Here is a 26,052-nt window from a genome sequence, read left to right as displayed (position 1 = left end):
CGATGAAAGGGACGCAAGCCATGATCGAGATCGAAAACCTGAGCAAGAGCTTCACCCTGCACAATCAGGGCGGCGCGGTCATCCCGGTGATGGCGGGCGCACATCTGCACGTCGGCCCCGGCGACTGCGTGGCGCTGACCGGCAGTTCCGGCGCGGGCAAATCCACCCTGATGCGGATGATCTATGGCAATTACCGCGCCAATACGGGCCGTATCCTCGTGGGTGAGACCGATGTCGCCCGCGCCGCGCCGCGCGACATCATCCAGTTGCGCCGTCATACCCTCGGCTATGTCAGCCAGTTCCTGCGCGTCGTGCCGCGCGTGCCCACCCGCGATGTGGTGGCCGAACCGCTCATGATCCTTGGCACCCCGCGCGAGGCGGCATTGGCCCGCGCCGAGGCGCTGCTCGCACGCCTCAATATCCCCGAACGGCTCTGGTCGCTCAGCCCCACGACCTTTTCGGGCGGCGAGCAACAGCGCGTCAACATCGCGCGCGGCTTTGCCCATGACTTTCCCGCGCTCCTGCTCGATGAACCCACCGCCAGCCTTGATGCCACCAACCGCGAGGTGGTGCTGACCCTGATCGAAGAGGCCAAGGCGCGCGGCGCGGCCATCGTCGGCATTTTCCACGACGAAGCCGCCCGCGCCCGCCTCTGCGACCGAGAGGTGGATGTAACCGCCTTTACCCCGGCGCGCGCGGCATGACGCGCGGTCGCCTCATCGCCGTGGTCGGCCCCTCGGGCGTGGGCAAGGACACGCTGATGCGCGCCATGATCGCAGAGCGTCCCGGCCTGCGCCGCGTGCGCCGCGTCATCACCCGCGCCCCCGACCCCGAGGGCGAAGGCCACGAGGCAGTAAGCGAGACCGAATTCGACGCCCGCCTCAAGGAGGGGGGCTTCTCGCTCCACTGGCGGGCGCACGGGCTGCGCTACGGCGTGCCGGTGGGCGTCTGTCTTGATCTGGCGGCGGGGCGCGACCTGCTCGTGAACCTCTCGCGCGGCGTCCTGGAGCAGGCGCAGGCGCGGTTTCAGCCCTTCGTCATCCTGCACCTGACCGCCACGCCACAGGTCCTGGCCGCCCGCCTTGCCGCGCGCGGGCGCGAAAACCCACAGGACATTGCCGAACGCCTGACCGGCGCCGATATGGCCCTGCCCGAGGGGGTCGGCCCGGTCGTGACCCTCGACACCGACGCGCCCCTGCCCCGACTGACCAAATCGGCGCTCAAATCCATCTATGCGGTGAGGGTCTGACGGTGGATCAGATGAAACCGCCCCGCCGCATCCTCGCCCATCAGCGACAGCGCGTCGATTTCATAGGGGCGCGGCAGCAAGGGCAGCAACAGCCCCTCCAGCGCCGCCTTGATCCCCGGCAATTCGCCCTTGGGCCGCTTGCCCGTGAGCGTGATGTGAAAGCGGAATTCCTCCATCACATAGGGATAGCCCCAGCGCAGCAAGAGCGCGTCTTGCGCGGGGCTCAGCCCCCCCGCCCGTCGCCGCGCCACTTGCGCCTCGCTCAAGGGTGCGCGCCACGGCTCGAACGCCGCCACGGCCCGCGCGGCCAGGGCGCACAATGCGCCCTGATCCCCCACCGGCACCAGCGCCAGAAACCGGCCCAGCGCCGCAATCTGCAACCTCTCCAGCGTGACCGCCGCCTCGCCTGCGCAGAACCGCTCCAAGGCCGCGATCAACCCGGCCTCTGTCTGCCCCTCGGCCAGGGCGAAGGGCGGCTTGATCGTCGCATGCAGCCCGTATTTGCGCGGCGTCTCGGTGATCTCGGCCACGGGGGCTGGCAGGCCCGGGACCTCTGGATGCGCCGCGGCACAGCCCTGCGCCACATCCCATCCCAACCACGCCGCACCAAGCGCGGCAAACTCCCCCTCGGGGGGCGTGAAATAAATAGCGTAGCGGTGAAAATCCATGATCTCTCTCGTCGGGTTGCCGTGACGTGCCAGGAAAGCGTGACATCCCAATGACAGAAGACATCATACTCGCCAATGCCCTCCTTGTTTTGCCCAACGAGGTGATCCGCGGCGCGCTGCATATCAAGGGCGGCAAAATCACCGCCATCGACAGCGGCGCGGCCCTGCCTCCCGGCGCGGTCGATTGCGACGGCGATTACCTCGCCCCTGGCCTGATCGAGCTGCATACCGACAATCTGGAGCGGCACATCCAACCCCGCCCCAAGGTCGACTGGCCGCATAACGCCGCCATCCTCGCCCATGACGCGGAATTGGCCAGCGTGGGCATCACCACGGTTTTCGACGCCATGCGCGTGGGCTCGATCCCGACCGGCGTCGGGCGCTATGGTAAATATGCGCGCGGTCTCGCCAACGAGCTTCTCAGCCTGCGCGCCGAGGATGCGCTCAAGATCAGCCACTTTCTCCACCTGCGCGCCGAGGTCTGCTCGGAAACGCTGGAAGAGGAGATGGAGGAGTTCGGCCCCGAGGACCGCGTTGGCATCGTCAGCCTGATGGACCATACGCCGGGGCAGCGGCAATTCCGCGACCTGACAAAGCTCGAAGCCTATGTGAAAGGCAAACACGCGCTCTCGGACGCAGAATTTGCCGAACACGTGGCCCAGCTTCAGGCCCTGCGCGCCGCCAATGGCGCCCGCCACGAGGCCGCCGCCGTAGCCCATGCCGCCCGCTACGGCGCGGTGCTGGCCAGCCATGACGACACGACCGCCGAACAGGTGGCGGTATCCAGCGGCTATGGCATCCGCCTGGCCGAATTTCCCACAACGGTCGAGGCCGCGCGCGCCTGCCATGCCCATAGCATCAGCGTCATCATGGGCGCGCCCAATCTCATCCGGGGCGGCTCGCACTCGGGCAATGTCGCCGCCGCCGAGCTGGCCGATCTCGGCTACCTCGATATTCTCTCGTCCGATTACGTGCCCTCGGCCCTTCTACTGAGCGCAGTGCAACTGGGCACGCGCTGGGGCGACATGGCACGCGGTCTGGCCACGGTCACCGCCAATCCCGCCCGCGCGGTGGGCCTGTCGGACCGGGGCCAACTGGCGGTGGACGCCCGTGCCGACCTCATCCGCTTTCGCCTGCGCGGCGGCGCACCGGCGCTGCGCGGTGTCTGGTCTCAGGGCCGCCGCGTCGCCTGAGCGCACTTTGACAAGGGGCAAATCGGGGCGCATAAGAGGCGCGAATTCAATCGCTTGCGCCGGAGGCCCCGATGACCCAACCGCTCTTTACCCTGCCCCAACCGCCCCTCGTGCCGATCTCCGGCACGGACCTGGGCTATCCGGTGCAGCGCATCTTCTGCGTCGGGCGCAACTACGCCGCCCATGCGCTTGAAATGGGCAACGAGGTGGACCGCGAAGCGCCCTTCTACTTCAACAAGGCGCCGCAAACCCTCTGCCTCAGTGGTGCCAGCATCCCCTATCCGCTGGAAACCTCGGATTGCCATTACGAGATGGAATTCGTCGTGGCCCTCAGCGCCCCCGCCTTCCGCGTCAGCGTGGACGAGGCGATGGACGCGGTCTACGGCTATGCCTGCGGCATCGACCTCACCCGCCGCGACCTGCAAGGCGTGGCCAAGGAAAAGCGCCGCCCCTGGGACATCGGCAAGGATTTCGAAAACGCCTCGATCATCGCCCCGCTGACCCCCAAGTCCGAGTTCGGCGACATCGCGGAGCAAACCATCCGCCTCTCCGTGGACGGGCGCATCGCCCAAGAGGCGACCCTCGCTGACATGATCTGGTCCGTGCCCGAAATCATCGCCCACCTGTCGCGCTTCTATCATCTGGAGCCGGGCGATCTGATCTATACCGGCACGCCCGCAGGGGTCGGCCCCGTGCTGCCCGGCAACGTGCTTTTGGGCGAAATCGACGGTCTCGCACCCCTGCATCTGACCATCACCGCCGCAGAGTAATCGCAATGTCAGACCCGACACAAAGCCGCCTGCAATATGTGCCGGTGACACTCTTTACCGTCGTCATGGGCCTCTGCGGCTTTACCCTTGCACTCCGCGCGGGCGAAAACTCCCTTGGCCTGACGCACGCGGCCTCTTGGGCCGCGCATTCGCTGACCATGGCGGTCTTTGCCGCCGTGGCGCTTGGCTATCTCGCCAAGGCGATCCGCCACCCCGCCGCCGTCGCCGCCGAATGGCGACACCCGGTAAAGCTTGCCTTCTTCCCGGCGATTTCCATCGCGCTGGTGCTGATGTCCATCGTCATGCTCGCCCCCGCCCCGGCCATCGCCCATGTCATGTGGCTGATCGCCGTGCCGATGCAACTGGTCCTCACCCTCGCGGTGGTCAGCGGCTGGATCAGCGCGCGCGCCTTTCAACACGGGCACCTGTCACCTGCATGGTTCATCCCGGCGGTGGGCAATGTGATTGTGGCCATCGCGGGCGTGCCGCTCGGCTACCCCGAAATAAGCTGGTTCTTCACCAGCGTCGGCCTCATCTTCTGGCTCGTGCTGCTCTCGCTGGTGATGAACCGCCTGATCTTTCACGATCCCCTGCCCGAACGCCTGCAACCCTCGCTCGTGATCCTGATCGCACCGCCCTCGGTGGGCTTTCTCGCCTGGGTGCAATTGGTGGGCGGGGTCGATGCCTTCGCCCATGTGCTGCTCAATTGTGCCTATCTCTTTACGCTGATTGTCGCGGTGCAACTGCCCCGGCTCTTGAAGTTGCAGTTTTCCCTCAGCTTCTGGGCCCTCAGCTTTCCCATGGCGGGCGTCACCATCGCCAGTTTCACCTATGCCGAGGCGGTGGGATCACCCGGCCATCGCCTGATCGGCCTTGCCCTGCTTGGCGCCCTCTGCGTGATCATTGGCGGGCTCCTGTGGCGCACGCTCAAGGCCCTGCGCGCGGATGCGATCTTTCAGCCGGATTGAGATGGCCGAGGCGTGTTGCGTCACATCAAAACCACACCCGTCCCGGGCTTGACCCGGGACCTCGCCGAGGCGACGTGAAGGCCCCGGCACGGGCGCAGGGGCGACGTGACCACGATCAGACGCAAGTGCTCCATAAATCATCCGCGCCGCGCTCCTTGAGGCACAGATGACTAATTAGTCACCCACGGCTAATTCCAGCTCACCCTCAGCCCAACAGCCGCCGGGCGATCACCTGCGCCTGAATCTCGGCCGCCCCTTCAAAGATGTTCAAAATCCGCGCATCGCAGAGAATCCGGCTGATCGTGTATTCCAGCGCAAAGCCGTTGCCACCATGGATCTGCAACCCGTTATCCGCCGCCGACCACGCCACACGCGCACCGAGAAGCTTGGCCATCCCCGCCTCCAGGTCACAGCGCCGCCCGTGATCCTTTTCCCAGGCCGAGAAATAGGTCAATTGCCGCGCCACCATGATTTCGACCGCCATCATCGCCAGCTTGCCCGACACGCGCGGAAACTCGATCAGCGCGCGACCGAACTGCTTGCGGTCCTGCGCATAGCGCATCGCCACATCGAGCGCCGATTGCGCAACCCCCACGGCCCGCGCGGCGGTCTGAATGCGCGCGGATTCAAACGTCTCCATCAACTGCTTGAATCCCTTGCCTTCTTCGCCGCCGAGCAGGTTCTCGCCCTTCACATGGAAATTGTCGAAGCCAAGTTCGTATTCCTTCATGCCGCGATAGCCCAACACCTCGATCTCGCCGCCGGTCATGCCGGGAGTCGGAAACGGGGCCTCATCCGTGCCCGGCGTCTTCTCGGCCAGGAACATCGACAGCCCCCGGTGATCGGTGGTGTCCGGCACGGTGCGCGCCAGAAGCGTCATCACATGGGTGCGCGCGGCATGGGTGATCCAGGTCTTGTTGCCCGTCACCTTCCAGTCGCCATTCTCGTCCTTGACCGCGCGGGTGCGCAGACTGCCCAGATCCGATCCGGTATTGGGTTCCGTGAACACCGCCGTCGGCAGGATTTCGGCACTGGCCAGCTTGGGCAACCACTGTGCCTTTTGTTCGTCGGTTCCCCCGCAGAGGATCAACTCGGCGGCAATCTCGGATCGCGTGCCAAGGGACCCCACACCGATATATCCCCGGCTCAGCTCTTCCGACACCACCACCATCGACGCCTTGCTGAGGCCAAACCCACCGAATTCTTCGGGAATGGTCAGGCCAAACACGCCCATTTCCGCCAATTCCTCGATGATCTCCATCGGGATCAGCTCATCCTTGAGATGCCACTCATGCGCGTGCGGTTCGACCTTCTCGACCGAAAAGCGGCGGAACTGCTCGCGGATCATCTCCAGCTCGTCATCCAGCCCCGTGCGCCCCACAGTGATCTCGGCGGCACGTTCCTGCATCAACGCCACCAACCGGGTCCGCGCCGCTTGGGTATTGCCCGCCTGCATCAGCATTTGCGCGGCCGGGTCCATCAGTAGATGCGCATCATCCGGGCTCAGGCCCAGATCCTGAAGCCGCACCATCTCGCCCTGGTTCATCTGGATGCCGCCTGCGATCTGGCTCAGATATTCGCCATAGGCGATTTGCAGGATCAATTGCTCGACCTCGCCAAACTGCCCCTTCTCGTCCAGCCGCACTGCCCAGTTCTGCATCTGGCGCAGCGATTCGACATAAGTGGCCAGCCAGGCCAGACCATGCGCCGCCGTCTGATGCGCCTCGATCGCCGCCCCCGACACACGGCCCTCGACCGTCACCATGGCACGCACCGCCCCCGTAGCCCGCTCCAGCAGCGCCTCGGCCGGGGCCAGAGCCACCCCCGTCAGCGCCAACAGGTCGCCCAGAATGATCGGTTGTGCCATCGCCAGATCCTGTCCGTCATGTGCCATGAATCGCATCCTTTTCCTGATCTGGTGCCTTTTATCCATTATGCAGGTGCAGCGCAACTATTATGCTTTTTGTCGCAGGCTTTTGTTCGAAAATTGCGCGTTGATTTTTTGCAGCGCAGCACTAACGCCATGGTCAGCCGCCCAAACGCCATGATAAGAGGCGAAATGGACGCATTTTTCGACATAAGCCCTCTCTGGAATCCGCTTTGGGGTTGGGCCATGGCCTTTACCGTGGCGGTCTGTGCCGGCATGGTCAAGGGCGTGGTGGGCTTTGCCATGCCCACGGTGATGATCGCGGGGCTCAGCACGATGATGCCCCCCGATCTGGCCCTTGCCGGGCTGATCCTGCCGACACTGGCCACCAACCTGTGGCAGGCGCTGCGACAGGGTCCGCGCGCCGCAATAGCTTCTATCGCCCGCTTCCGGGTGTTTCTCATTGCGGGCGGTCTGGTCATGGTTTGCGCCGCGCAATTGGTGCCGGTGCTGCCGCCCTCCGCGATGCTGCTCTTCATCGGCCCGCTGATCACACTCTACGCCGCCTCTACCCTGCTCGGGCGCGGTCTGCGCCTGCCGCCAGAGCAGGGGATCAAGGGCGAGGCGGGCATGGGCGCGCTCGCCGGTCTCTTTGGCGGCCTCTCGGGCATCTGGGGGCCACCTACCGTCGCCATGCTGATCGCGCGCGGTACCGAGAAAACCGAACAGATGCGCGTGCAGGGCGTGATCTACGGTCTGGGCGCGCTGGTGCTGCTTGGCTCGCATATCGGATCGGGCGTGTTGCGCGCCGAAACCCTGCCGCTCTCGGCGGCCATGGTCGCCCCGGCGCTCTTCGGGATTTGGATCGGCTTTCGCCTTCAGGACCGGTTCGATCAGGCCACCTTTCGCAAGATCACGCTCTGGGTGCTGCTGATTGCCGGGCTCAATCTCGTCCGGCGCGGGGTGATGCTGCTTTAACACCCGTCTCGGGCTTGACCCGGGACCTCGCCACGGCGGGGTGGAGGCCGGGGCGATGTGACAGGCCCCGGATCTTACAAAATCCAGGGGCAAACCTTACAGAGCTTACACGCGGCTCATCCCTTTGCCACCTCTGCCGCGAACCGCGCCACATACCGCGCCCGCGCCTCGGGCAGGGGCCGATTGCCCAGTTGTGGGGCAAGGTGGTTTTTCAGGAAATGTCCCGTTACTTCAAACCCTTGCAGGATTTCCGCATCGGGCGCCGGACCATGCCCCATCAGGCAGGGCGGCAGCGGCAAGAGGCGATCCGCCCATTCCCCCGCCCCCCGCGCGGGGACACAGCGCGCCCGGTCTTGGGGGATATGTAACTGAGATCATTGGCCTTTTCCCCCAAAACCGCACAGCGCCGCAGGTCCAAACCAAAGCCCATTTCCTCCAATAGCGCCATTTCCCAATTGAGATAGGCCAGCGTCCAGATCTCGGGCTGATCCAGAAGATCAAGCAATATCAATGTCTTGCGGTATAGCTCCGCATGTGCCTCGCGCTCTGGCAGCACAAACAGCAAGAGCGCACAAACCGCGTTCAACCCGGCCAGCGCCATCCGGTCTCCCATGGTCCAAGCCCTTGATTTCAAAGGTTCAACCCGGAATGTCCCGATGTGATCCTCCAGCCGCGCGCGCCATTCCACATCCAGTTGCGCCCCCGGTTGCAGCACAGGGGCCATCTTGCGCGATGCGCCACCCCGCACAACACCCGCATGCCGCCCGCGCTCAGGCGTGAAAACTTCAATTATTACAGAGGTTTCCCCGTGGCTTCGGCTACTCAGAAGAATACCCTGATCGCGCCAATCCATCGACCCTCACCCCGCCAAACCATCCTGATCGAGCAGATGCCGCCCCTCCCGGTCCTCCACCTCGATCACCCAGAGATCAGGATCATAGCCCCTTTGCCGCGCAATCGCCGAATCCACGTCGGATTCCGCGCCCTCGGCCAAGGTGATCCAGACCCGCGCGCCACTCATGAGGTCGATAGAGCGTTGAAAAACCGTCGCTTTTCCATCGAGCGTATTAAGCTTGACCAGAACCGCGCCCCCGGTGTCATCGCCATGCGCCACCACGAAGGCGGGGACATCCGCCAACCTGAGACGCGCCAGATAGGCATCCACCCAAAAGCGCGCGCTCAGTCGGGCCATGGGATCAGTTCCCGTCCTTGAAATCCAGCCCCATCTCGGAATAGCGCTCGGATTCCTCTTGCCAGTTCTCTCGTACTTTTACCTGCAAAAACAGGTGGATACGGCGACCAAGGAACTCTTCCAACTCTTCGCGCGCGGCCTTGGAGACGGCCTTGATGGTCTCGCCCTTGTTGCCCAGAACGATGCCCTTGTGCCCGTCGCGCACCACATAGACCACCTGATCAATCCGGGCAGAGCCATCCTTGCGCTCTTCCCAATTCTCGGTTTCGACGGTCAATTGATAGGGCAATTCCTGATGCAGCCGCAGCGTCAGCTTTTCGCGGGTCATCTCGGCGGCGATCATCCGCATCGGCAGATCGGCGATCTGATCCTCGGGATAAAGCCATGGTCCCTCGGGCACCTCACCCGCCAGCCAGTGCCGCAGATCGTCCACTCCGTGCCCCTTCTCGGCGGAAATTAAGAACGTCTTTTCAAAGGCGAAGCGCTCGTTCATGTCCTTGGTCAGCGCCAACAGAACTGGCGCCTGTACCCGGTCAATCTTGTTGACAGCGAGCGCCACCTTGCGTCCCTTCGCAATCCCGCTCAGCCCCTCAAGGATACGCTCCACCCCTTCGGTGATACCGCGATGCGCCTCTATGAGAAGGATCACCACATCGGCATCCGATGCCCCCCCCCAAGCAGCCGCGACCATCGCGCGGTCCAGCCTGCGGCGCGGCTGAAAGAGGCCGGGCGTGTCCACGAACACCAACTGGCTCTCGCCCTCCATCGCCACGCCCCGGATGCGCGCGCGGGTAGTCTGCACCTTGTGGGTGACGATGCTGACTTTGGCCCCCACCATGCGGTTGAGAAGGGTGGATTTGCCCGCGTTGGGCTCTCCGATCAGGGCAATGAATCCGGCGCGCGTGGTCATGGGAGGCGTCTCGTCTGTTATGATTGACAGGCTCTAGCCGATTTGATGCGCCGCGACCAGAGCAGAGCGTCAGTTCTGGCATCCGAAGGGGACAAAGGTGCTCGCCATGCCCTCGTTCATCGTCATCATGGTCAGCAAATCGGCCAACGCATAGTCCTGTGCAGTCTGTGCACAAATGCGCGCGGGCGCGACACATCCAGACCTTATAAAGGCTTTGTTTTCCTCTAAAAATCTTGGACTTAGCCCCTCTTGGCCAAGGGCGGCCAAGGCATCTTCGGTCGCCTGCGCATAGAGCGCGCATTTGCGGAGCGTCCAGGTATCGGCGGGGGTCTCTTCAGTCTCGGCCAACGCGCCCAAGACCAGCATTACGGCCACGGAAACAGCCCCGCGCACAGGCTCATTCCGCCTGCAATTCATCCAGCAGCGCGCGCGCCGCTGCCTGTTCCGCCTGCCGCTTGGACCCGGCGGTGGCTTCGGCGCTCTGGCCGCTCTTCAATTGCGCGGCAATGGTAAAGACCGGCGCGTGATCTGGTCCCGTACGGGCCAGTTCGACGTAATCGGGCGGCGGCAGCCCGCGCGCCTGCGCCCATTCCTGCAACGCAGTCTTGGCATCGCGCGCATCTTCCTTGACCGCGCCCACCCGCGCACCCCAGAGCCGCAGCACCACCGCGCGTGCTGCCTCGAACCCGGCATCGAGATAGACGGCGGCGATCACCGCCTCCATCGCATCGCCCAACAGAGCCTCTTTGCGCCGCCCACCCGAGAGCATTTCGGAGCGCCCCAATTTCAGCACCGCACCAAGGTCGATCTCACGTGCAACATCGGCGCAGGCCTCCTTGCGCACCAACGCGTTGAACCGTGGCGCAAGCTGGCCCTCGGTGGCCGCCTGATCCTGCGACAAGAGCGCCTCGGCCATCACAAGGCCGAGGACCCGATCACCCAAAAACTCCAGCCGCTGATTGTCATCGCGATTGGGCGTCGCCATCGAGGAATGGGTCAGCGCCCGCACCAAGAGGCCCGCATCGGAAAACTGATGCCCGAGCCGCGCCTGAAACGCCTTTGTTTCCGCCGAAATCTTCACTCAAGCCTCTTGAAGAAGCGATCGCCGCGCCATGTCCAGAAGGCCAGCATCGACCGGCCCCCCGAGGAAAAGATCACCCGGTTCGCACGCCCGATCAGGTTCTCGAAGGGCACAAAACCAACCCCGCCCACCGCCTGCGGAAAACGCGAGTCGGTGGAATTGTCGCGGTTGTCGCCCATGAAGAAGTAATGCCCGGCGGGTACGGTAAAGACGCCCGTATGATCCGACCGCTGATCGCCGATATTGAGGATCGCGTGTGACCGACCGTTGGGCAGCGTCTCGATCTGGCGGGATTTGAGGCAATCGGCCCCCTCGCCCACCACGCCATTCTCACAGCGCGGGCGGATACCCATCGGCCCTTGGCGCGTGAATTCTTCAACGAAATCTCCCGCCGGTTCCAACCCGACAGCAACCTCGTTGATATGCAGCACGCCATCCTTCATCTGGATGCGATCCCCCGGCAGGCCGATCACCCGCTTGATGAAATCGGTGCCGTCGGTCGGCTGACGAAAGACGATGATATCACCGCGCTCGGGCTCTGAGCCAAAGATCCGTGTGTTATCCCCGTCGATGAAGGCGCAGATCTTTTGCGCATCGAGGTTCAAGCCGCCCAGCCGGATCGACGGGCAAGAGGCATAGGAATATCCATAGGCCATCTTGTTGACGAAGAGAAAGTCACCGATCAGCAGCGTGTCCTTCATCGAGCCGGAGGGAATCCAGAAGGGTTGAAAGAACAGCGTGCGGAACAGCCCCGCGATCACGAGGGCCCAGAACACCGTCTTGACGGTTTCCCAGATAGAGCTCGATGTCTTGCCTGTGGCGGCCATTTGGCGTCCTCCGCTATCTCTCCGGCGCTACATGCGGGGCCGGGGCCATGGTGTCAAGCCGGGGCTGCGACGGGCCGCGCCTCGATCACCACAAAGGCCTGTGCCCAAGGGTGATCGTCGGTCAGCGTCACATGGATGATCGCCTCGTGCCCCGGTGGCGTCATCTCGGCCAGACGCGTCGCGGCCCAGCCCGTAACCTGCATGACAGGCTGGCCTGTGGGCAGGTTCGTGACCGCCATGTCCTTCCACGCGATGCCCATGCGCAGGCCCGTGCCAAGCGCTTTGGAACAGGCTTCTTTCGCAGCCCACCGTTTCGCATAGGTACCCGCAACATCGGCGCGACGTTCGGCCTTGGCCTGTTCTACGGGCGTGAAAACCCGGTTGCGAAACCGGTCGCCGAACCGCTCGAGCGTGCGTGCAATCCGTTCGATATTCGCGAGGTCCGTGCCAATCCCCAAGATCATCCATTCATCCCCGTTACAAACAGCGGAAAGCTGACGCCAAGCGCCCAGGCGAGGATGAGGCCAAGCGCCAGACCCGCGCTCAGTGCCCCTGCCCGTGCCGCGACCCATCGGCCCATCAGCCCGTATATCAGGAAAAAGAGCAGGATCACCGGCGCAATCATCGCCAAGAAGAAGAGCCGCTCGGTATCGAGCAGGATGGCCAGCCCCAACGAGGCCAGAAAGCCCGCCCGCGCCGTCAGCCTCTGCCAGAACGGCGCGCCGCGGGTCAGAACCGCATCCGCCACCATGAAAGGAACCGCACCAAGGCTCAGCGCGGCGATGATCGCCAATCGTTCGGGCGTGGGCCAGAAATTCGCGCCATAGCGGTCGAGTGCCAAGCCGAAAACGCCAAGCCCCCAAACCATAAGCACCAGCACAGCCGCGAGGCGCACCCCCTCGGGCCTGCGCCCCATGCCCCACATCAGCGCCAGTTGGCACAGCCCGTAGAGCACCAGATGCAGCGCCAGATAATCCGCCACCAAGACCGGCAACAGCCGCGTTTGCACCTGCACCGCCAAAAGCGGCGCAAGCAACGCAGGCACCAGAACGACAAGGGTGAATTGCCCCCCGCGCAAGGCCCTCGGCGCGCGCGGCGCAGTCTGCGGCAAAAGCCGCACCAATGGGGCCGCGAGCGCCACGATCGCCGCCATCAGCACCAGAAACCATGGCCCCGTTGCACGCACCGCGACATCGCTCGTGCGGCCATAGGCGGCATCGAGCCAGCCAATCGCCTCGGCCCGGCCCAGACGGCTGTGCAGGACCGCCACATGCTCGGACCAGGGTGCCACCACCGCGCGGCGCGTGACCGCCCCGGTCCGCACGGTATCGCCCTCGCCCGCGCCGGGCGTGACCATCGCCACCGCCGCGCGGGCAAAGTTCCGCAGTCCCTTCTCCCACGCGCCGGTGATGAGCAGAAGATTGTCTGGCTCTGTCGCAGTCACCGCTTGCGAAAAAGCCGAAATCGCCACCACAGGACCGATCCGGGCATCCTCCAATGCGGTGCGGATGATGATATCCGTGGCCATGGAATGCCCCAAGAGCGCGACCTTGCCGGTAAAGCCCTCTTGCGCCACCGCTGCTGTGACCACGCGGCCCGTTTGCGCGATCAAGAGCCGCGTCGTGCCGTCGATGCGGTTCACATCGCCCGACATCGGCACCCGGTTGCGGCCATGCCCTTCGAAATCAAAGGCCCAGACCCGGTAACCCGCCCGCGCCAGATCAAGCCCATAGGCCTGCATCATCTGCCGCGACCCGGCGAAACCATGCGCCACCACCACCACCGGCCCATCGGCCCCCGGCATGGCCATCCGCGTGATCGGCGTGTCCGAGACCGTGAATGTGGATATTTCAACACCACGCCGCTGCCCCTCAAGCTGCCAGAGCGCGAGGCACAATAGCGCCACTGAAAACACACACTCGAGGAATTGAACGATCCCCGCCCGCATTCTTATTCCTATCATTCGGGAATGGCCGCTTGCGCTTCGCAGGGTAAAACGCGGCACGCCAGATTCGAAACAAACTCTAATCCATTGGCATAAGTTTCAGAGAAATCAGGCAATTGTGGTGTGTATTCCTTAGCCGTGGCCCAAGCGTCTGATGGGCTCTCGCGAATAGCCTGCCAAACTTCTGCTTTATCAGGTACTCGCAACCCGCATACCTCGGTGCCGTCAATCGCGCTCTCTGGATTGAAAGCGACGTCGAGTTCGTGAAGGTCCTTCATCATCTCGCAGGAATCCTTCACTTCCCAAAGAGTGGCCCCGACGATGACCCCGACACCCACAAACGGCAAAGACTCAGCGAAAACAGATGCCACGTTCCGGCTCGAAGCAATGGTAACCCGGCGCGCGAGACGTCCGCTTGTGTCTTTTACTGCTTCTCTGGCGAGCTTCCTTTCGCCTCTGTAGGTGACCTTACCGTCCGAAAGTTCGCGCGTCACTCTCCGGTTCTCATCTGCCAACGACCCAGCCCGCTTTCTCAGGGCATCATTTTCTGCTGCCAACGCATCCAACCGCGAGGATTGTTTTGCTCTCACCGTCCTCGGACCAATGACCGCTTCAACGGCGGAAGACATCATATTGAAAAAAAGCGAAACAGTTGTCGTGGCAACACTCAAGGCAATCGCTCCTGCCATCAGCAACAAGAGCACACCTTTCGAAAGCGAAAGGAGGACCACTATGGGAAACTTCAAAATCCCTAAGAAACGCCTGATAATGTTTTTACTGTTTCTTCCCCCAGACTCGTGACCCAACTCACTCATGAGATCACCCCCGCGCCTCGTCCATCAGCCGCCGCATTTCCGCAATGGCCGGTCCCAATCCGCGAAAGATCGACTCGCCAATGAGGAAATGCCCGATGTTGAGCTCCATCACCTCGGGGAAAGCTGCGACCGGCTTTACCGTTTCATAGTTCAATCCATGCCCCGCGTGCACCTCGAGCCCCAAGGAATGGGCATAGGCGGACATCTCGCGCAAACTCTCCAATTCGCGGTCACGGGCGTCGAAATGCCCCTCGGCATGGGCATCGCAATAGGCGCCGGTGTGCAATTCGATCACCTCGGCCCCGATGCGATGCGCGGCCTCGATTTGCCGCTTGTCGGCCGCGATAAAGATCGACACCCGGCACCCTGCCTCGCGCAGCGGCGCTAAGAAATGCGCCAGCCGGTTTTCCTCACGCGCGACTTCCAGCCCGCCCTCGGTGGTGCGCTCCTCGCGCTTTTCCGGCACGATGCAGACGGCATGCGGTTTGTTGCGCAGGGCAATCCGCTGCATTTCCTCGGTCGCAGCCATCTCGAAGTTGAGCGGCACTGTCAGCACCTCCATCAGCCCGTCGATATCCGCGTCCGAGATATGGCGGCGATCCTCGCGCAGATGCGCGGTAATGCCATCTGCCCCCGCCTCTTGCGCAATCTTGGCGGCGCGCAGGGGGTCAGGATAGGCCCCGCCGCGCGCATTGCGCACCGTGGCCACATGGTCGATATTGACGCCTAGGCGTAGCTTCTTTCCGGCTGACATCGGCCTCTCCCGTAATTGATCCGCGACTCGTGATGCAAGCTAGTCCGATTTACCCGCCTCGTCAGCCGCGTGCGCCTGTTTTTCCTTGGTCGCCTTCTTTTCCTTCATCGCCACCCATTTCGCCTTGAGCGCCCCCTTGCGGCGGTGCTGATAGGCGGTGATCACCGGCAGGCTGATGTAATAGGCCGCGAGTGCCGTCACGATCCCCGGCACAATTCCCCCGATCATATAGGGAAAGAAAACATCGTCATAAAAGAGCTTGAGACTGCTCCAGTCAGCCTTGTGGTCCATGAAAATGGCCAGAAAGTTGTTCTTGAGATCATCGCCCGCGTCCAGAAACTTGCCCCCGAGCGAGCGGCTGATTTCATCCTCAGCCATGGCGCCGCGCCCCAGCATCGCGTGCCCGGTCTGAAGCGAGACAACCCCGATGGGCACATAGGTCAGCGGATTGCCAAAGAACGTCCCCAAGAGAGCCGCCGGGATATTGCCACGTAAAATCCACGCCAGCGTGGCGGCCACGATGAAATGCAACCCGTAAAACGGTGTAAAGGTTGTGAACACGCCTGCGAAAATTCCACGCGCGATGCGGTCGGGCGGATCAGGCAGCCGGTTCAGTCGATGGCGGACATAGGTAAAGGCCCGCCCCCATCCGCCCTTGGGCCAGAGAAACCCGGCAATGACCTTCCACCAGGGGCGTCTGTCACGACGTCTGAATACCACCTGCGCGGCTCCTTGAATTGGTCTCAGCCCGCCCCCACGCGGGACGGATCACGATAGCGCTCGACAGCGGCGACATCGCTTTCCGCATCAAGCGCCGAGAGCACGCCGTGCAAATGCTCGGCATCGCGCAACTCGACATCAATCAAAAGACGATAGAAATCCGGTTTCCGGTCCACGAATGTCAGGTCCGAGATATTGGCCTTCTGCTCGCCGATCAAGGTGCAAATCCGCCCCAGAACCCCGGCATCATTGCCGATGGTCAGATCGAGCGTCACGTCATAGGCCGCCGGATGCGTGCCGGTGTGCCAGTGCAGGTCCATCCAGCGGTCGGGTTGCTGGTCATATTGCGACAGCGTTTCGCAGTCGATGGCATGGATCACCACACCCCGCCCACGATAGGTGATACCCACGATCCGTTCACCCGGTAGCGGCTGACAGCAGCGCGCCCGCTCAAAACTCTGGTCTGCCTCCAGACCGATCACCGCACGGTCGCGCGTCACCTCGTTGCCAGCCTCGGGCATGAGATCGGGATAAACGGCATGGAGCACCTGATGCGCGGTCAGTTCGGCGCTGCCCAGCCTTGCGCGCACCTCGTCGGCATCGCGCAGACGCAACGTGCGCGCTGCGGCCTCAAGCGCCTTGTCGGTGGCCTTCTTGCCCACATGCTCGAACGCCGAGCGGGCGAGCTCGCGACCCAGCTTGATATAGCGGTCGCGGTCCAGCTCACGCAGCGCACGACGAATGGCCGCCCGCGCCTTGCCAGTGGTGGCGATATCGAGCCAGGTGGCCTGCGGCGTCTGCCCGTCGGCGGTGATCACCTCGACCGATTGACCGTTCTTGATCCGGGTCCAGAGCGGCACGCGCATGCCGTCCACCTTGGCCCCGACACAGGCATGGCCGATCCGCGTGTGGATCGCATAGGCAAAGTCAATCGGGGTGGCCCCGCGCGGCAGCTTGATCACATCGCCCTTGGGGGTAAAGCAGAACACCTGATCCGCATACATCTCGAGCTTGACCGCCTCGAGAAAATCCTCGTGATCCTCCTCGGCGTCGAACTGCTCGCTCACGCTCGAAATCCACTTGGCGGGATCGACGGCAAAGGGGTTTTCCGAGCGAACCCCGTCCCGATAGGACCAATGCGCCGCCACGCCGGTTTCGGCCACGTCATGCATCGCTTGCGTGCGGATCTGCACCTCGACCCGCTTGCCGTCCCGCCCCGACACCGTGGTGTGAATCGAGCGGTAACCGTTCGATTTCGGTTGACTGATGTAATCCTTGAAACGCCCCGGCACCGCGCGCCAGCGTTGGTGAATGGCCCCGAGCGCGCGGTAGCAATCATTCTCGGAACGGGTGATCACGCGAAAGCCGTAGATGTCCGACAGCCGCGAGAACCCCATCTCCTTTTCCTGCATCTTGCGCCAGATCGAATAGGGCTTCTTGGCGCGGCCAAAGACATCGGCCTCGATGCCCGCCTTGTCCAATTCGTGCCGCATGTCGCCGGTGATCCGCTCGACCACATCGCCGGTCTCGCGTTGCAGGGTGATGAACCGGCGGATGATGCTGGCGCGCGCCTCGGGGTTGAGCACGCGAAAGGCCAGATCCTCGAGTTCTTCGCGCATCCATTGCATACCCATGCGCCCCGCCAGCGGCCCATAGATATCCATGGTTTCACGCGCCTTTTGCGCCTGCTTTTCCGGGCGCATCGCCTTGATGGTGCGCATATTGTGAAGCCGGTCGGCAAGCTTGACCAGAATGACCCGCAGATCCTTGGACATCGCCATGAACAGCTTGCGGAAATTCTCGGCCTGCTTGGTCTCGGAATTCGACAGTTGCAGATTGGTCAGCTTGGTGACGCCATCCACCAGATCGGCCACTTCGCGGCCAAACTTCTCAGCAACGATCTGATAGGACGCTTTGGTGTCCTCGATCGTATCGTGCAAGAGCGCGGTGATGATGGTGGCATCGTCCAGCCGTTGCTCGGTCAGGATCGCGGCCACGGCAACGGGATGGGTAAAATAGGGCTCGCCCGAATGGCGAAACTGCCCTTCATGCATGGCGCGACCAAAATCATAGGCCGCACGAATGAGCGCCTCGTCCGTGCGGGGGTTGTAGTGGCGCACCAGCGTGATCAGGTCATCAACGGCGATCATCGGGGTCGCGCCTTGCCGTAGGGGTCGGAGTTATCCCTGACCCTGTGCTTCCATCAGGGCGCGCAGCAGCTTTTCTTCCGACATATCGTCAGTGTCAGGCTTGTCCACATCACCACCCATCAGGAGAGCCATGGAATCCTCTTCCGGCTCGTCCACCTCGATCTGGGTCTGATTCGATTCGATCAGCCGCTCGCGCAGGTCATCCGCCGATTGGGTTTCTTCGGCGATTTCGCGTAGCGCCACGACCGGGTTCTTGTCGTTGTCGCGGTCCACCGTCAATGGCGATCCCGCCGCAATTTCACGGGCGCGGTGTGCGGCAAGCATCACCAGATCAAAACGGTTTGGAACCTTGTCAACGCAATCTTCTGTGGTAACGCGGGCCATCAGACCTCCGGAACGGGTTGGGGCGGATTTCAAGAAGCCTTGTATTTAGGGCGTCAAACCGGGATTTACAAGCAGAGAATCAAAGCGCCTCGACCTCGTCGCGCGCGGCTTGCGGCAAGTCGTCCAGCATCTGTTGCACGGACCGGCCCAGCACCGGATGCACCCAGTCGGGGGCCACATCCGCCAGCGGCACCAACACAAAGGCCCGCTCATGCAGGCGCGGATGCGGCAGGATCAGCCGGTCCGGCGCGCGGCTCTGCTGCGCCTCGGGCGTCAGACCGCGCCACGCCTCGAACCCCGTCCGGTCCGGCAGGACATGCGCGCCCATTGCTATGAGATCAAGATCCAGCGTGCGCTCGCCCCACCGCGTTACGCGCTTGCGACCAAGGGCCGCCTCGACCCGGTGCAAGAGCGTCAGAACCGCCTCCGGCTCGAGCGCCACCCGCAGGACGGCCGCCGCATTGACAAAATCCGGGCCAGCCCCGGCAGGAAAGGCCGGTGTTCGGAAAAACCGACTCACCGCTTGGATTTCCGGCCCCTCTTCGCGCAAGCGCACAAGGGCCTCCGCCAGGATCTCTTCAGGGCCCAACGTGCCGAACGGCAAGTTTCCACCCATCGCGATCAAGCATTGTTGATCCAAAGTCATCACTCCCCTATCCTATCCCGACGTAACATGCCCTTGCATGCAGAATTCTTAACCCCTAATTATCGCTGCTACCCTGTCCTGCCTTCACCACTCACACCACTCACACACTCCTAGGCAAGACATGACCATTCGGAAGGACATTTAAGATGTTTTACAAGGACGAGCGTTTAGCCTTGTTCATCGACGGCTCGAATCTCTACGCTGCGGGCAAGGCGCTTGGGTTCGACATCGACTACAAGTTGCTGAGATCCGAGTTCATGCGCCGCGGCAAGCTGCTGCGCGCGTTTTACTATACTGCCCTGTTGGAAAATGACGAGTATTCACCGATCCGCCCGCTGGTCGATTGGCTGCATTACAACGGCTATTCCATGGTCACGAAACCGGCCAAGGAATACACCGACAGCCAAGGCCGCCGCAAGGTCAAGGGCAACATGGATATTGAGCTGACCGTGGATGCGATGGAACTCGCCCCGCGTGTCGATCATATCGTGCTCTTCTCTGGAGATGGCGATTTCCGGCCCCTTGTCGAGAGCCTTCAACGTCAGGGCGTGCGCGTTTCGGTTGTCTCTACCATCCGCAGCCAGCCGCCGATGATCTCGGATGAATTGCGCCGTCAGGCGGATAATTTCATCGAGCTGGCAGACCTCAAGGATGTCATCGGCCGCCCGCCGCGTGACACCCAGAACGACCGCCAAGAGGCCTATGCCGAAACCGAGTGATCTGCTTCTTGGATCCTGCGGCAAAGCCCGGATTTCCCCTGCATGAACATGGGTGATCCGGGCGTTTTCGCGCAATTGGCCGGGCTTTTTGCGGCGGCCTTTGGCGCAGCGACCATCCTGCCCTTTCAGTCGGAAGTGGTGTTTGTCGGCCTACAACTGGCAGGCACGATCTCTTTCACGACACTCATTGTCGTGGCCAGCGTCGGCAACACGCTGGGGGCCGTAGTCAATTACGCGATGGGGCGTGGGATCGAACGGTTTCGCCACCGCCGCTGGTTCCCGGCCAATGCCGCGCAAATGGCACGGGCAGAGCGGTGGTATGCGCGATGGGGCGTCTGGACACTTCTGCTCAGCTGGGCGCCCTTGGGCGATGCCTTTACCGTGATCGCCGGGGTCCTGCGCACACCAGTCTGGCTATTCCTTCTGCTGGTCACGATTGCCAAGACAGGCCGCTACATCGTGCTGGCCTGGATCACGGCGCAGGCGATGGGCTGAGGAGGCGGTTGAGGGTCAGTTCGATTTCCCCCCGCGCGGAACAAGGCGCGGAACGCGCCGCCGCGCGATGGCTGGGCCGTCCCGCGACCTAGCGACCGCACGGCTCAGAGGCGTCACAAAGCCTATTTCCAACCCCACCCTTTACCTGCGTGCCCGCCTGCCTTACCTCTATCCCCGATCAGGAGACGCGCGATGACCAAGCCCCCCCTCACCCTCTATCTCGCGGCGCCGCGTGGTTTTTGCGCCGGTGTGGACCGTGCCATCAAGATCGTGGAAATGGCGCTCTCGAAATGGGGCGCGCCCGTCTATGTGCGCCACGAGATCGTGCATAACGAATACGTGGTCGATGATCTGCGCGCCAAGGGGGCCGTCTTTGTCGAGGAACTCGACGAGTGCCCCACCGACCGCCCGGTGATCTTTTCCGCCCACGGCGTGCCCAAATCGGTCCCGGCAGAGGCCGCCGCCCGCCAGATGCTCTATGTCGATGCTACATGCCCGCTGGTCAGCAAGGTGCATATCGAGGCAGAGCGGCACCATGAAAACGGGCTGCAAATCGTGATGATCGGCCACGCGGGCCATCCCGAAACCGTCGGCACCATGGGGCAATTGCCAGATGGCGAGGTGCTCTTGGTCGAGACCCCCGCCGATGTGGCCACGCTAGACGTGCGCGATGCGACCCGCCTCGCCTTTGTTACCCAAACCACCCTCTCGGTCGATGACACCGCCGAGGTGGTTGCCGCCCTCCAGACGCGCTTTCCGGCCATCGTCGGCCCGCACAAGGAGGACATCTGCTATGCCACCACCAACCGCCAAGAGGCGGTCAAGGCCATGGCTGAACGGGCTGAGGCCATGCTCGTGGTGGGCGCGCCAAACTCATCCAATTCCAAACGTCTGGTCGAGGTCGGCGCGCGTGCGGGCTGCGCCTATGCCCAGCTTGTGCAGCGCGCCACCGACATCGACTGGCGCGCACTCGACGGTATCCGCAGCATGGGTATCACAGCGGGTGCCTCTGCCCCCGAAGTGCTGGTGAACGAGGTGATCGACGCCTTTCGCGCGCGCTACGAGGTCACGGTAGAGATCATCGAGACCGCACAGGAAAACGTCGAGTTCAAGGTGCCGAGGGTGCTGCGCGAAAGAGTGTGAGCCAGGACACAAAGGGTTAGAACAGATCGTAACCCGTTGCGCTCATTCCGATTTAGGCTGTGCATGGCGTAAAACTTGGGGATCATGGATTGACCGCCCCAGTCGTTCGTGCTCAAAACGCCTAAATATCAAGCAGGAGACCTTCATTGAAACTTTTTTCTATCGCTCGCACGAGTGCTGTTTTGGCGGCGTTTTCGATCCTGTCCGCATGCGGAGGCACATCGGGGGCGAGCATTTCGAGCAGTAATCCGAGTTTCTTTTCTTCGCGCGTTTCCGAAGGAACCATGCTCGGCGCGTTTAACCCTGCCGGTTTCTCTGCCAAGGATGTCCGCAAGTTGGTCTCCGAAACATGCACGGGTGCGCTTGGAGGATTCAACACTCAACCGCGCGAAGATGGCTTGACCGCTTTTTCCGCAACCTGCGCTTCGTGGCGCAGCGGGGCGCGTGCTGTCGAGTTTGAACGCGCCGGCGGGTCAACGGTGATCATTGAAATCACAGGCTCAAAATTGGGGAATATCCTCTACGACCGGATCGAAACCAACGTCTGATTGGCTATCAGCGGTCCTTACGTCTGGCACGGTCACTGCCGTGTCAGACGCCATCAAATTGCGAGCGCGCCATCACCATCGGCAGACCAGCTTCTCGCTGGCCAATGGCCGCGATCTCGTCACAGACCGCGCACCCATTACTCGTTATCCCGCAGCCACGCAGGCCGCAAAACGACGATTGTTGGCCGATCCGGCAGGCTGCGCAAAGAGACCTCAATCTCGCTCACACCGGGGCGGGAAATCGCAAACTCGCCCTCCATCCCCGCCAGAAACCGCTCCAGCGTGCTATCGCCAAACCAGTGCATCGGCAGCACGATCGACGCCTTCACCCGCCTGAGCACGTTCATCATGTTCTCGATATTCATGGTATAGCCACCATCGACCGGGGCCATGACCACATCCATCCGGCCAAGCGCGGCGTATTGATCGTCGCTCGGCTCGTGGTGCAGATGCCCCAGATGGGCAATGCACAGCCCCTCCGCCTCGAAGACGAAAATCGAATTGCCATTGGCCTCTACCCCGCCACCGGATCGGATGTCTGTGGGCACATTGCGCACCACCAGCCCGCCCAGATCAAGGTGATGATCGGCCCCCACGCCATTCTCTCCCCAACCGCGCAGGACATGCGGGATCGCCGGATCGGGAAAGGCGGTCCAATGCGTTTCATGCGCGTGGTTCATCGTAACAACATCGGGGATCAGATTTGCGCTGCCGATAAAGCCGGTGAAATCCGTCACCGCATTGTATCCGCCCGCCTGAATGAGAAAGGACGCATGCGCGATGTAGCGTAGCCGAACCGTATACTCCGGCAAAGGCGCGCGAAAACTGGCCCGGTGCAGATATTCCAGCCCCGGCGCGGCATCGGCAAGCGCGATACAATGGCTCGGGCGGCGATCCTGCGCGGTGGCAGGCGCGGCCAGCATCAAGACGAACAAGACAAGTCGGATCATGGGCGGTCCTCCTCTTGGTCCTGTGCAAGATAGCACGCTTTGCAAAAGCGTCATCTTTTCCGAAGGGGCGCGCTCAGCTTTCCTTGACCAACGGTACGATCGCTGGATCGGTTTCGGGCGCCAGTTCCTCGAAATCGAAATTGTCCAACCGCCGCGCCCGCCGCCCGGCCTTGTCCGCCGAAATCTTGATCTCCGCCACATCCTTGGCGGCCTGCGTGAAATGCCGGTCGAGGTTCTCGACCCGCGCGCCCAAACGCTCCACATCCGCAAAGAGAAGACCCAATTCACGCCGGATCGCGCCTGCCTGTTCCCGCATCCGCGCATCCTTGAGGATCGCGCGCATGGTATTGAGCGTGGCCATGCAGGTCGTGGGCGAAACGATCCAGACGCGTGCGGCAAATCCATCGCGCACCACCTCGGCGAAATTGGCGTGCAATTCCGCATAGACCGCCTCGGAGGGCAGGAACATCAACGCCCCGTCGGCGGTTTCGCCCTCGATGATGTATTTCTCGGAAATATCCTTGATATGCTTACGCACCGCCGTGCGCATGCCGCGTGCCGCCTCAGTCAACTCCCCTTCTGTCTTGGCGCGGCGCAGCGCCTCATAGGCCTCCAATGGGAATTTGCTGTCGATACAGATCGGCCCCGGTGGATTGGGCAAGTGGATCAGACAATCCGCCCGCCGCCCGTTCGAGAGCGTCGCTTGTAACGTGTAGCTGTCCGAGGGCAGCGCCTTGGTGACAATATCCGTGAGCTGGATTTCCCCGAACGCCCCGCGCGTCTGCTTGTTCGACAGAATATCCTGCAACGAGAGCACATCGCCCGACAGCTTGGTGATATTGTCCTGCGCCTTGTCGATGGCCTGCAAGCGCTGCTGCAATTCCCCAAGCGATTGCGCCGTGCGCCGCGAGGTGCCTTGCAGGTTCTCGGTCATGGCCTGGCTCACCTGCGCCAGTCGCTTTTCCATCAGTTGCAACAGATGCGATTGCGCCGCCGCCTGCGCCTCGGACACATGGTTGAGACCACCGGCAAGTTGATGCTGCCCATCCGACAGGCCCTGCACCCGCTGGCCCAATTGCCCAACCTGATAGGCCAAAGGCTCTGCCAGCCGCGCCGAGCGATTGGCAGCCCGCAGGGCGAGAATGAGCAGCAGCAGGATGAGCAGTAACACCACCACGCCAACGAGCCCCGCCAGAACAACAGGATCATCAAAGGCATAGGTTTGCGTACCGATCTGGATCATGTGCGCCCGAACAGCCGTTCAATATCCGCAAGCCGCAATTCCACATAGGTGGGCCGCCCGTGGTTGCATTGCCCCGACATCGGCGTGCGCTCCATCTCGCGCAGAAGGGCGTTCATCTCGTCCGCGCTCATCCGGCGCCCCGAGCGGACCGAGCCATGGCAGGCAACCCGGCTCAAGATCGCGTCGATCCGCGATTTCAGCGTGCCGCTTGCGCCCTCGTCCTGCAATTCGTCCAGAATGTCGCGTAACAGCGCGTTGGCGTTGACCGGCCCCAGAATGGCCGGGGTTTCCCGTACGGCGAGGCTGCCGGGCCCAAACGGCTCGATCCCGAGGCCCAGGCCCGCCAACTCCTCGGCATGGTCCATCAACAGCGCGCAATCGGCCTCAGAAAAGTCGACAATTTCCGGGATCAACAGCGCCTGCGCCGCAATCCCACTCTCGGCCATCTGACGTTTCAACCGCTCATAGACCAACCGCTCATGGGCGGCGTGCTGATCCACGATCACCATGCCCGTTTCGGTTTGCGCGATGATGTAATTCTCATGCACCTGCGCCCGCGCGGCCCCAAGCGGCAGCGCTGTGGCCGGCACCTCTTGCGCCTCAGGCTCTGGCGCGGATTCGACCCGCGCGCTCCACTCTACGCCCATATCGGCAAAGCCCGGCGCCTGCGCGTTATAGGCAAGGGCCCGCGCCTGAGGTGACGGGCGATCCATCTGATAGACGCGCCCCACCGGCTCTGCCCGGAACGCGCCCAATGTCGCCCCCGCCACCGTGGTCGAGGCCCGATGACCGGCTTCGGCCAAGGCATGCCGCAAGCCCGAAACAATCAGCCCCCGCGCCAGCCCCGGATCGCGAAACCGCACCTCGGATTTCGCCGGATGCACATTCACATCGACCAGCGTGGGATCACAGCCCAAAAACAGCGCCGCTGCCGGATGACGGTCGCGGCTCAGCACGTCCTGATAGGCGGCGCGCAGCGCGCCGTAGAGCATCTTGTCCCGCACCGGGCGGCCATTGACAAAGAGATACTGCGCCACCGCCGATCCGCGCGCATAGGTGGGCAGCGCAGCATAGCCGGTCAGGCGCAGCCCCTCGCGCGTGGCATCAATTCTCAGCGCATTCTCGGCAAACTCGGCCCCCAGAACACGCGCCAGTCGCCCATGCAGCGCGTCAAAGAGATCACCATTCTCCGGGTCGGCACGGAACACGATCCGCCCCTCACCCCCGCCCGAGACATCGCGCAGCACGAAGCCCACGAACGGCTCTGCCATCGCCAGCCGCTTGACGGTATCGGCAATCGCCTGCGCCTCGGCCCGGTCCGAGCGCATGAATTTGAGCCGCGCAGGCGTGGCGTAGAAAAGATCGCGCAGCGTCACCACCGTGCCCGCATTGAGGGCCGTTGGCTTCACCGCCCCCATTTGCCCACCCGCAACCGTGATTTCGGCGGCCTCGACACCTGCGCGCGATGCGATCGTCAGCCGCCCCACCGCCCCCAGGGACGGCAGCGCCTCGCCGCGAAACCCAAAGGAATGGATGTTCAAAAGGTCCGAGCCGTCGATCTTTGACGTCGCATGCCGCGCAAGCGCGAGCGGCAGTTGGTCGGGCGTCATGCCGCACCCATCATCCCCCACACGGATCAGGGTCTTGCCGCCGTCCGCATAGCTCACCTCGATCCGGGTGGCCCCGGCGTCGAGCGCGTTTTCCACCAGTTCCTTGACCGCCGAAGCCGGGCGTTCGACCACCTCGCCCGCCGCGATACGATTGATCGCCCCCTCGTCCAACTGGCGAATCTGCGGGTGTGCGGCGCTTATCTTGGGGCTTGGGCTGTTCATACCGC

At 63.0% G+C, this 26,052-nt stretch carries 28 protein-coding genes and 1 pseudogene; 10 read left to right on the top strand and 19 right to left on the bottom strand.

Going from position 1 to position 26,052, the window contains the following annotated elements; all coding sequences use genetic code 11:
• Positions 1 to 20 precede the first annotated feature (20 nt).
• Together phnL and phnN are read left to right on the top strand one after the other, a co-directional pair.
• A complete protein-coding gene (phnL, locus tag ROSMUC_RS09630; RefSeq protein ID WP_037272963.1) occupies positions 21 to 704 on the top strand; it encodes a phosphonate C-P lyase system protein PhnL in 684 nt (227 codons plus the stop codon).
• Positions 701 to 1,249 (top strand): phosphonate metabolism protein/1,5-bisphosphokinase (PRPP-forming) PhnN, encoded by a 549-nt coding sequence (gene phnN / locus ROSMUC_RS09625; protein ID WP_037272364.1) that lies wholly within the window; start codon positions 701 to 703, stop codon positions 1,247 to 1,249. Before phnL ends, phnN begins: the two co-directional genes overlap by 4 nt.
• On the opposite strand, the gene ROSMUC_RS09620 is transcribed toward phnN, so the two are convergent.
• Positions 1,231 to 1,917, bottom strand: coding sequence for a DUF1045 domain-containing protein (locus ROSMUC_RS09620; protein WP_037272361.1), 687 nt, complete (start codon positions 1,915 to 1,917; stop codon positions 1,231 to 1,233). The two genes, phnN and ROSMUC_RS09620, sit on opposite strands and share 19 nt — an antisense overlap.
• A gap of 50 nt (positions 1,918 to 1,967) precedes the next feature.
• Between ROSMUC_RS09620 and ROSMUC_RS09615 the strand changes: the two genes are divergently transcribed.
• From ROSMUC_RS09615 to ROSMUC_RS09605, 3 genes are all read left to right on the top strand, one after another.
• On the top strand, positions 1,968 to 3,110 hold the full coding sequence (locus ROSMUC_RS09615) for an alpha-D-ribose 1-methylphosphonate 5-triphosphate diphosphatase (RefSeq protein ID WP_037272359.1): 1,143 nt from the start codon (positions 1,968 to 1,970) through the stop codon (positions 3,108 to 3,110).
• A 71-nt stretch (positions 3,111 to 3,181) separates the two neighbouring features.
• Positions 3,182 to 3,880, top strand: coding sequence for a fumarylacetoacetate hydrolase family protein (locus ROSMUC_RS09610; protein WP_037272356.1), 699 nt, complete (start codon positions 3,182 to 3,184; stop codon positions 3,878 to 3,880).
• A 5-nt stretch (positions 3,881 to 3,885) separates the two neighbouring features.
• Positions 3,886 to 4,848, top strand: a complete 963-nt coding sequence (locus ROSMUC_RS09605; protein WP_037272353.1) for an SLAC1 anion channel family protein — start codon at positions 3,886 to 3,888, stop codon at positions 4,846 to 4,848.
• Positions 4,849 to 5,053: 205 nt separating this feature from the next.
• Here the strand turns inward: ROSMUC_RS09605 and ROSMUC_RS09600 are convergent, their stop codons facing one another.
• Complete coding sequence (locus tag ROSMUC_RS09600) at positions 5,054 to 6,742, bottom strand: acyl-CoA dehydrogenase family protein (protein ID WP_037272352.1); 1,689 nt, start codon at positions 6,740 to 6,742, stop codon at positions 5,054 to 5,056.
• Between the two features lie 165 nt (positions 6,743 to 6,907).
• On the opposite strand from ROSMUC_RS09600, the gene ROSMUC_RS09595 reads away from it, so the two are divergent.
• Positions 6,908 to 7,693 carry a sulfite exporter TauE/SafE family protein gene (locus ROSMUC_RS09595; RefSeq protein ID WP_037272962.1) on the top strand — a complete coding sequence of 262 codons (786 nt, stop codon included), beginning with the start codon at positions 6,908 to 6,910 and terminating at the stop codon, positions 7,691 to 7,693.
• A 116-nt stretch (positions 7,694 to 7,809) separates the two neighbouring features.
• On the opposite strand, the pseudogene recO reads toward ROSMUC_RS09595, so the two are convergent.
• The 14 genes and pseudogenes from recO to folK form a co-directional block, all read right to left on the bottom strand.
• Positions 7,810 to 8,546: pseudogene (recO, locus tag ROSMUC_RS09590) on the bottom strand (DNA repair protein RecO).
• Positions 8,547 to 8,552: 6 nt separating this feature from the next.
• The gene (locus ROSMUC_RS09585) at positions 8,553 to 8,885 is read right to left on the bottom strand and encodes a DUF1491 family protein (protein ID WP_037272350.1); all 333 of its coding nucleotides are present in this window, start codon (positions 8,883 to 8,885) and stop codon (positions 8,553 to 8,555) included.
• Positions 8,886 to 8,889: 4 nt separating this feature from the next.
• Positions 8,890 to 9,795, bottom strand: coding sequence for a GTPase Era (era, locus tag ROSMUC_RS09580; RefSeq protein WP_037272349.1), 906 nt, complete (start codon positions 9,793 to 9,795; stop codon positions 8,890 to 8,892).
• Positions 9,796 to 9,864: 69 nt separating this feature from the next.
• A complete protein-coding gene (locus tag ROSMUC_RS09575; protein ID WP_037272348.1) occupies positions 9,865 to 10,161 on the bottom strand; it encodes a hypothetical protein in 297 nt (98 codons plus the stop codon).
• A 31-nt stretch (positions 10,162 to 10,192) separates the two neighbouring features.
• Positions 10,193 to 10,876 (bottom strand): ribonuclease III, encoded by a 684-nt coding sequence (gene rnc / locus ROSMUC_RS09570; RefSeq protein ID WP_037272346.1) that lies wholly within the window; start codon positions 10,874 to 10,876, stop codon positions 10,193 to 10,195.
• Positions 10,873 to 11,703: a signal peptidase I gene (gene lepB, locus ROSMUC_RS09565; RefSeq protein WP_037272345.1), complete on the bottom strand. Its 831-nt coding sequence runs from the start codon at positions 11,701 to 11,703 to the stop codon at positions 10,873 to 10,875. Before lepB ends, rnc begins: the two co-directional genes overlap by 4 nt.
• Positions 11,704 to 11,756: 53 nt before the next feature.
• A complete protein-coding gene (gene acpS / locus ROSMUC_RS09560; RefSeq protein WP_037272344.1) occupies positions 11,757 to 12,167 on the bottom strand; it encodes a holo-ACP synthase in 411 nt (136 codons plus the stop codon).
• Positions 12,164 to 13,651, bottom strand: coding sequence for an alpha/beta hydrolase (locus tag ROSMUC_RS09555; RefSeq protein WP_052115302.1), 1,488 nt, complete (start codon positions 13,649 to 13,651; stop codon positions 12,164 to 12,166). The genes acpS and ROSMUC_RS09555 overlap by 4 nt, the downstream gene beginning before the upstream one ends.
• Positions 13,652 to 13,662: 11 nt before the next feature.
• Entirely contained in the window at positions 13,663 to 14,463 is an 801-nt protein-coding gene (locus ROSMUC_RS09550; protein ID WP_037272342.1) for an MreC domain-containing protein, read from the bottom strand.
• A 4-nt stretch (positions 14,464 to 14,467) separates the two neighbouring features.
• On the bottom strand, positions 14,468 to 15,217 hold the full coding sequence (locus ROSMUC_RS09545) for a pyridoxine 5'-phosphate synthase (protein ID WP_037272340.1): 750 nt from the start codon (positions 15,215 to 15,217) through the stop codon (positions 14,468 to 14,470).
• Positions 15,218 to 15,256: 39 nt separating this feature from the next.
• Positions 15,257 to 15,937 carry a DUF2062 domain-containing protein gene (locus ROSMUC_RS09540; RefSeq protein ID WP_037272339.1) on the bottom strand — a complete coding sequence of 227 codons (681 nt, stop codon included), beginning with the start codon at positions 15,935 to 15,937 and terminating at the stop codon, positions 15,257 to 15,259.
• A 23-nt stretch (positions 15,938 to 15,960) separates the two neighbouring features.
• Complete coding sequence (locus tag ROSMUC_RS09535; RefSeq protein WP_037272338.1) at positions 15,961 to 18,087, bottom strand: RelA/SpoT family protein; 2,127 nt, start codon at positions 18,085 to 18,087, stop codon at positions 15,961 to 15,963.
• A 30-nt stretch (positions 18,088 to 18,117) separates the two neighbouring features.
• Positions 18,118 to 18,471, bottom strand: coding sequence for a DNA-directed RNA polymerase subunit omega (gene rpoZ, locus ROSMUC_RS09530; protein ID WP_037272337.1), 354 nt, complete (start codon positions 18,469 to 18,471; stop codon positions 18,118 to 18,120).
• A 79-nt stretch (positions 18,472 to 18,550) separates the two neighbouring features.
• Entirely contained in the window at positions 18,551 to 19,117 is a 567-nt protein-coding gene (folK, locus tag ROSMUC_RS09525) for a 2-amino-4-hydroxy-6-hydroxymethyldihydropteridine diphosphokinase (RefSeq protein WP_037272336.1), read from the bottom strand.
• A gap of 146 nt (positions 19,118 to 19,263) precedes the next feature.
• Here folK and ROSMUC_RS09520 point away from each other — a divergent pair, with 146 nt between their 5' ends.
• From ROSMUC_RS09520 to ROSMUC_RS09505, 4 genes are all read left to right on the top strand, one after another.
• A complete protein-coding gene (locus tag ROSMUC_RS09520) occupies positions 19,264 to 19,836 on the top strand; it encodes a LabA-like NYN domain-containing protein (RefSeq protein ID WP_037272326.1) in 573 nt (190 codons plus the stop codon).
• 42 nt (positions 19,837 to 19,878) lie between these two features.
• A complete protein-coding gene (locus ROSMUC_RS09515) occupies positions 19,879 to 20,331 on the top strand; it encodes a YqaA family protein (protein ID WP_037272323.1) in 453 nt (150 codons plus the stop codon).
• A gap of 192 nt (positions 20,332 to 20,523) precedes the next feature.
• Positions 20,524 to 21,474 (top strand): 4-hydroxy-3-methylbut-2-enyl diphosphate reductase, encoded by a 951-nt coding sequence (gene ispH, locus ROSMUC_RS09510; RefSeq protein ID WP_037272320.1) that lies wholly within the window; start codon positions 20,524 to 20,526, stop codon positions 21,472 to 21,474.
• Positions 21,475 to 21,620: 146 nt separating this feature from the next.
• Positions 21,621 to 22,022 (top strand): hypothetical protein, encoded by a 402-nt coding sequence (locus tag ROSMUC_RS09505; protein WP_146005682.1) that lies wholly within the window; start codon positions 21,621 to 21,623, stop codon positions 22,020 to 22,022.
• 137 nt (positions 22,023 to 22,159) lie between these two features.
• Here the strand turns inward: ROSMUC_RS09505 and ROSMUC_RS09500 are convergent, their stop codons facing one another.
• The 3 genes from ROSMUC_RS09500 to mutL all read right to left on the bottom strand — a co-directional run bounded on the left by ROSMUC_RS09500 (position 22,160) and on the right by mutL (position 26,047).
• A complete protein-coding gene (locus ROSMUC_RS09500; protein WP_037272314.1) occupies positions 22,160 to 22,972 on the bottom strand; it encodes an MBL fold metallo-hydrolase in 813 nt (270 codons plus the stop codon).
• A 73-nt stretch (positions 22,973 to 23,045) separates the two neighbouring features.
• The gene (locus ROSMUC_RS09495; RefSeq protein ID WP_037272310.1) at positions 23,046 to 24,215 is read right to left on the bottom strand and encodes a DNA recombination protein RmuC; all 1,170 of its coding nucleotides are present in this window, start codon (positions 24,213 to 24,215) and stop codon (positions 23,046 to 23,048) included.
• Positions 24,212 to 26,047 carry a DNA mismatch repair endonuclease MutL gene (gene mutL / locus ROSMUC_RS09490; protein ID WP_037272307.1) on the bottom strand — a complete coding sequence of 612 codons (1,836 nt, stop codon included), beginning with the start codon at positions 26,045 to 26,047 and terminating at the stop codon, positions 24,212 to 24,214. The genes ROSMUC_RS09495 and mutL overlap by 4 nt, the downstream gene beginning before the upstream one ends.
• Between the last annotated feature and the right edge of the window lie 5 nt (positions 26,048 to 26,052).

Source organism: Roseovarius mucosus DSM 17069 (genome assembly GCF_000768555.3).
In the GTDB taxonomy this organism is placed as follows: Bacteria; Pseudomonadota; Alphaproteobacteria; order Rhodobacterales; family Rhodobacteraceae; genus Roseovarius; species Roseovarius mucosus.
The sequence above is the reverse complement of the archived record's forward strand: the minus strand, read 5'-3'. Positions and strand labels throughout refer to the sequence as shown.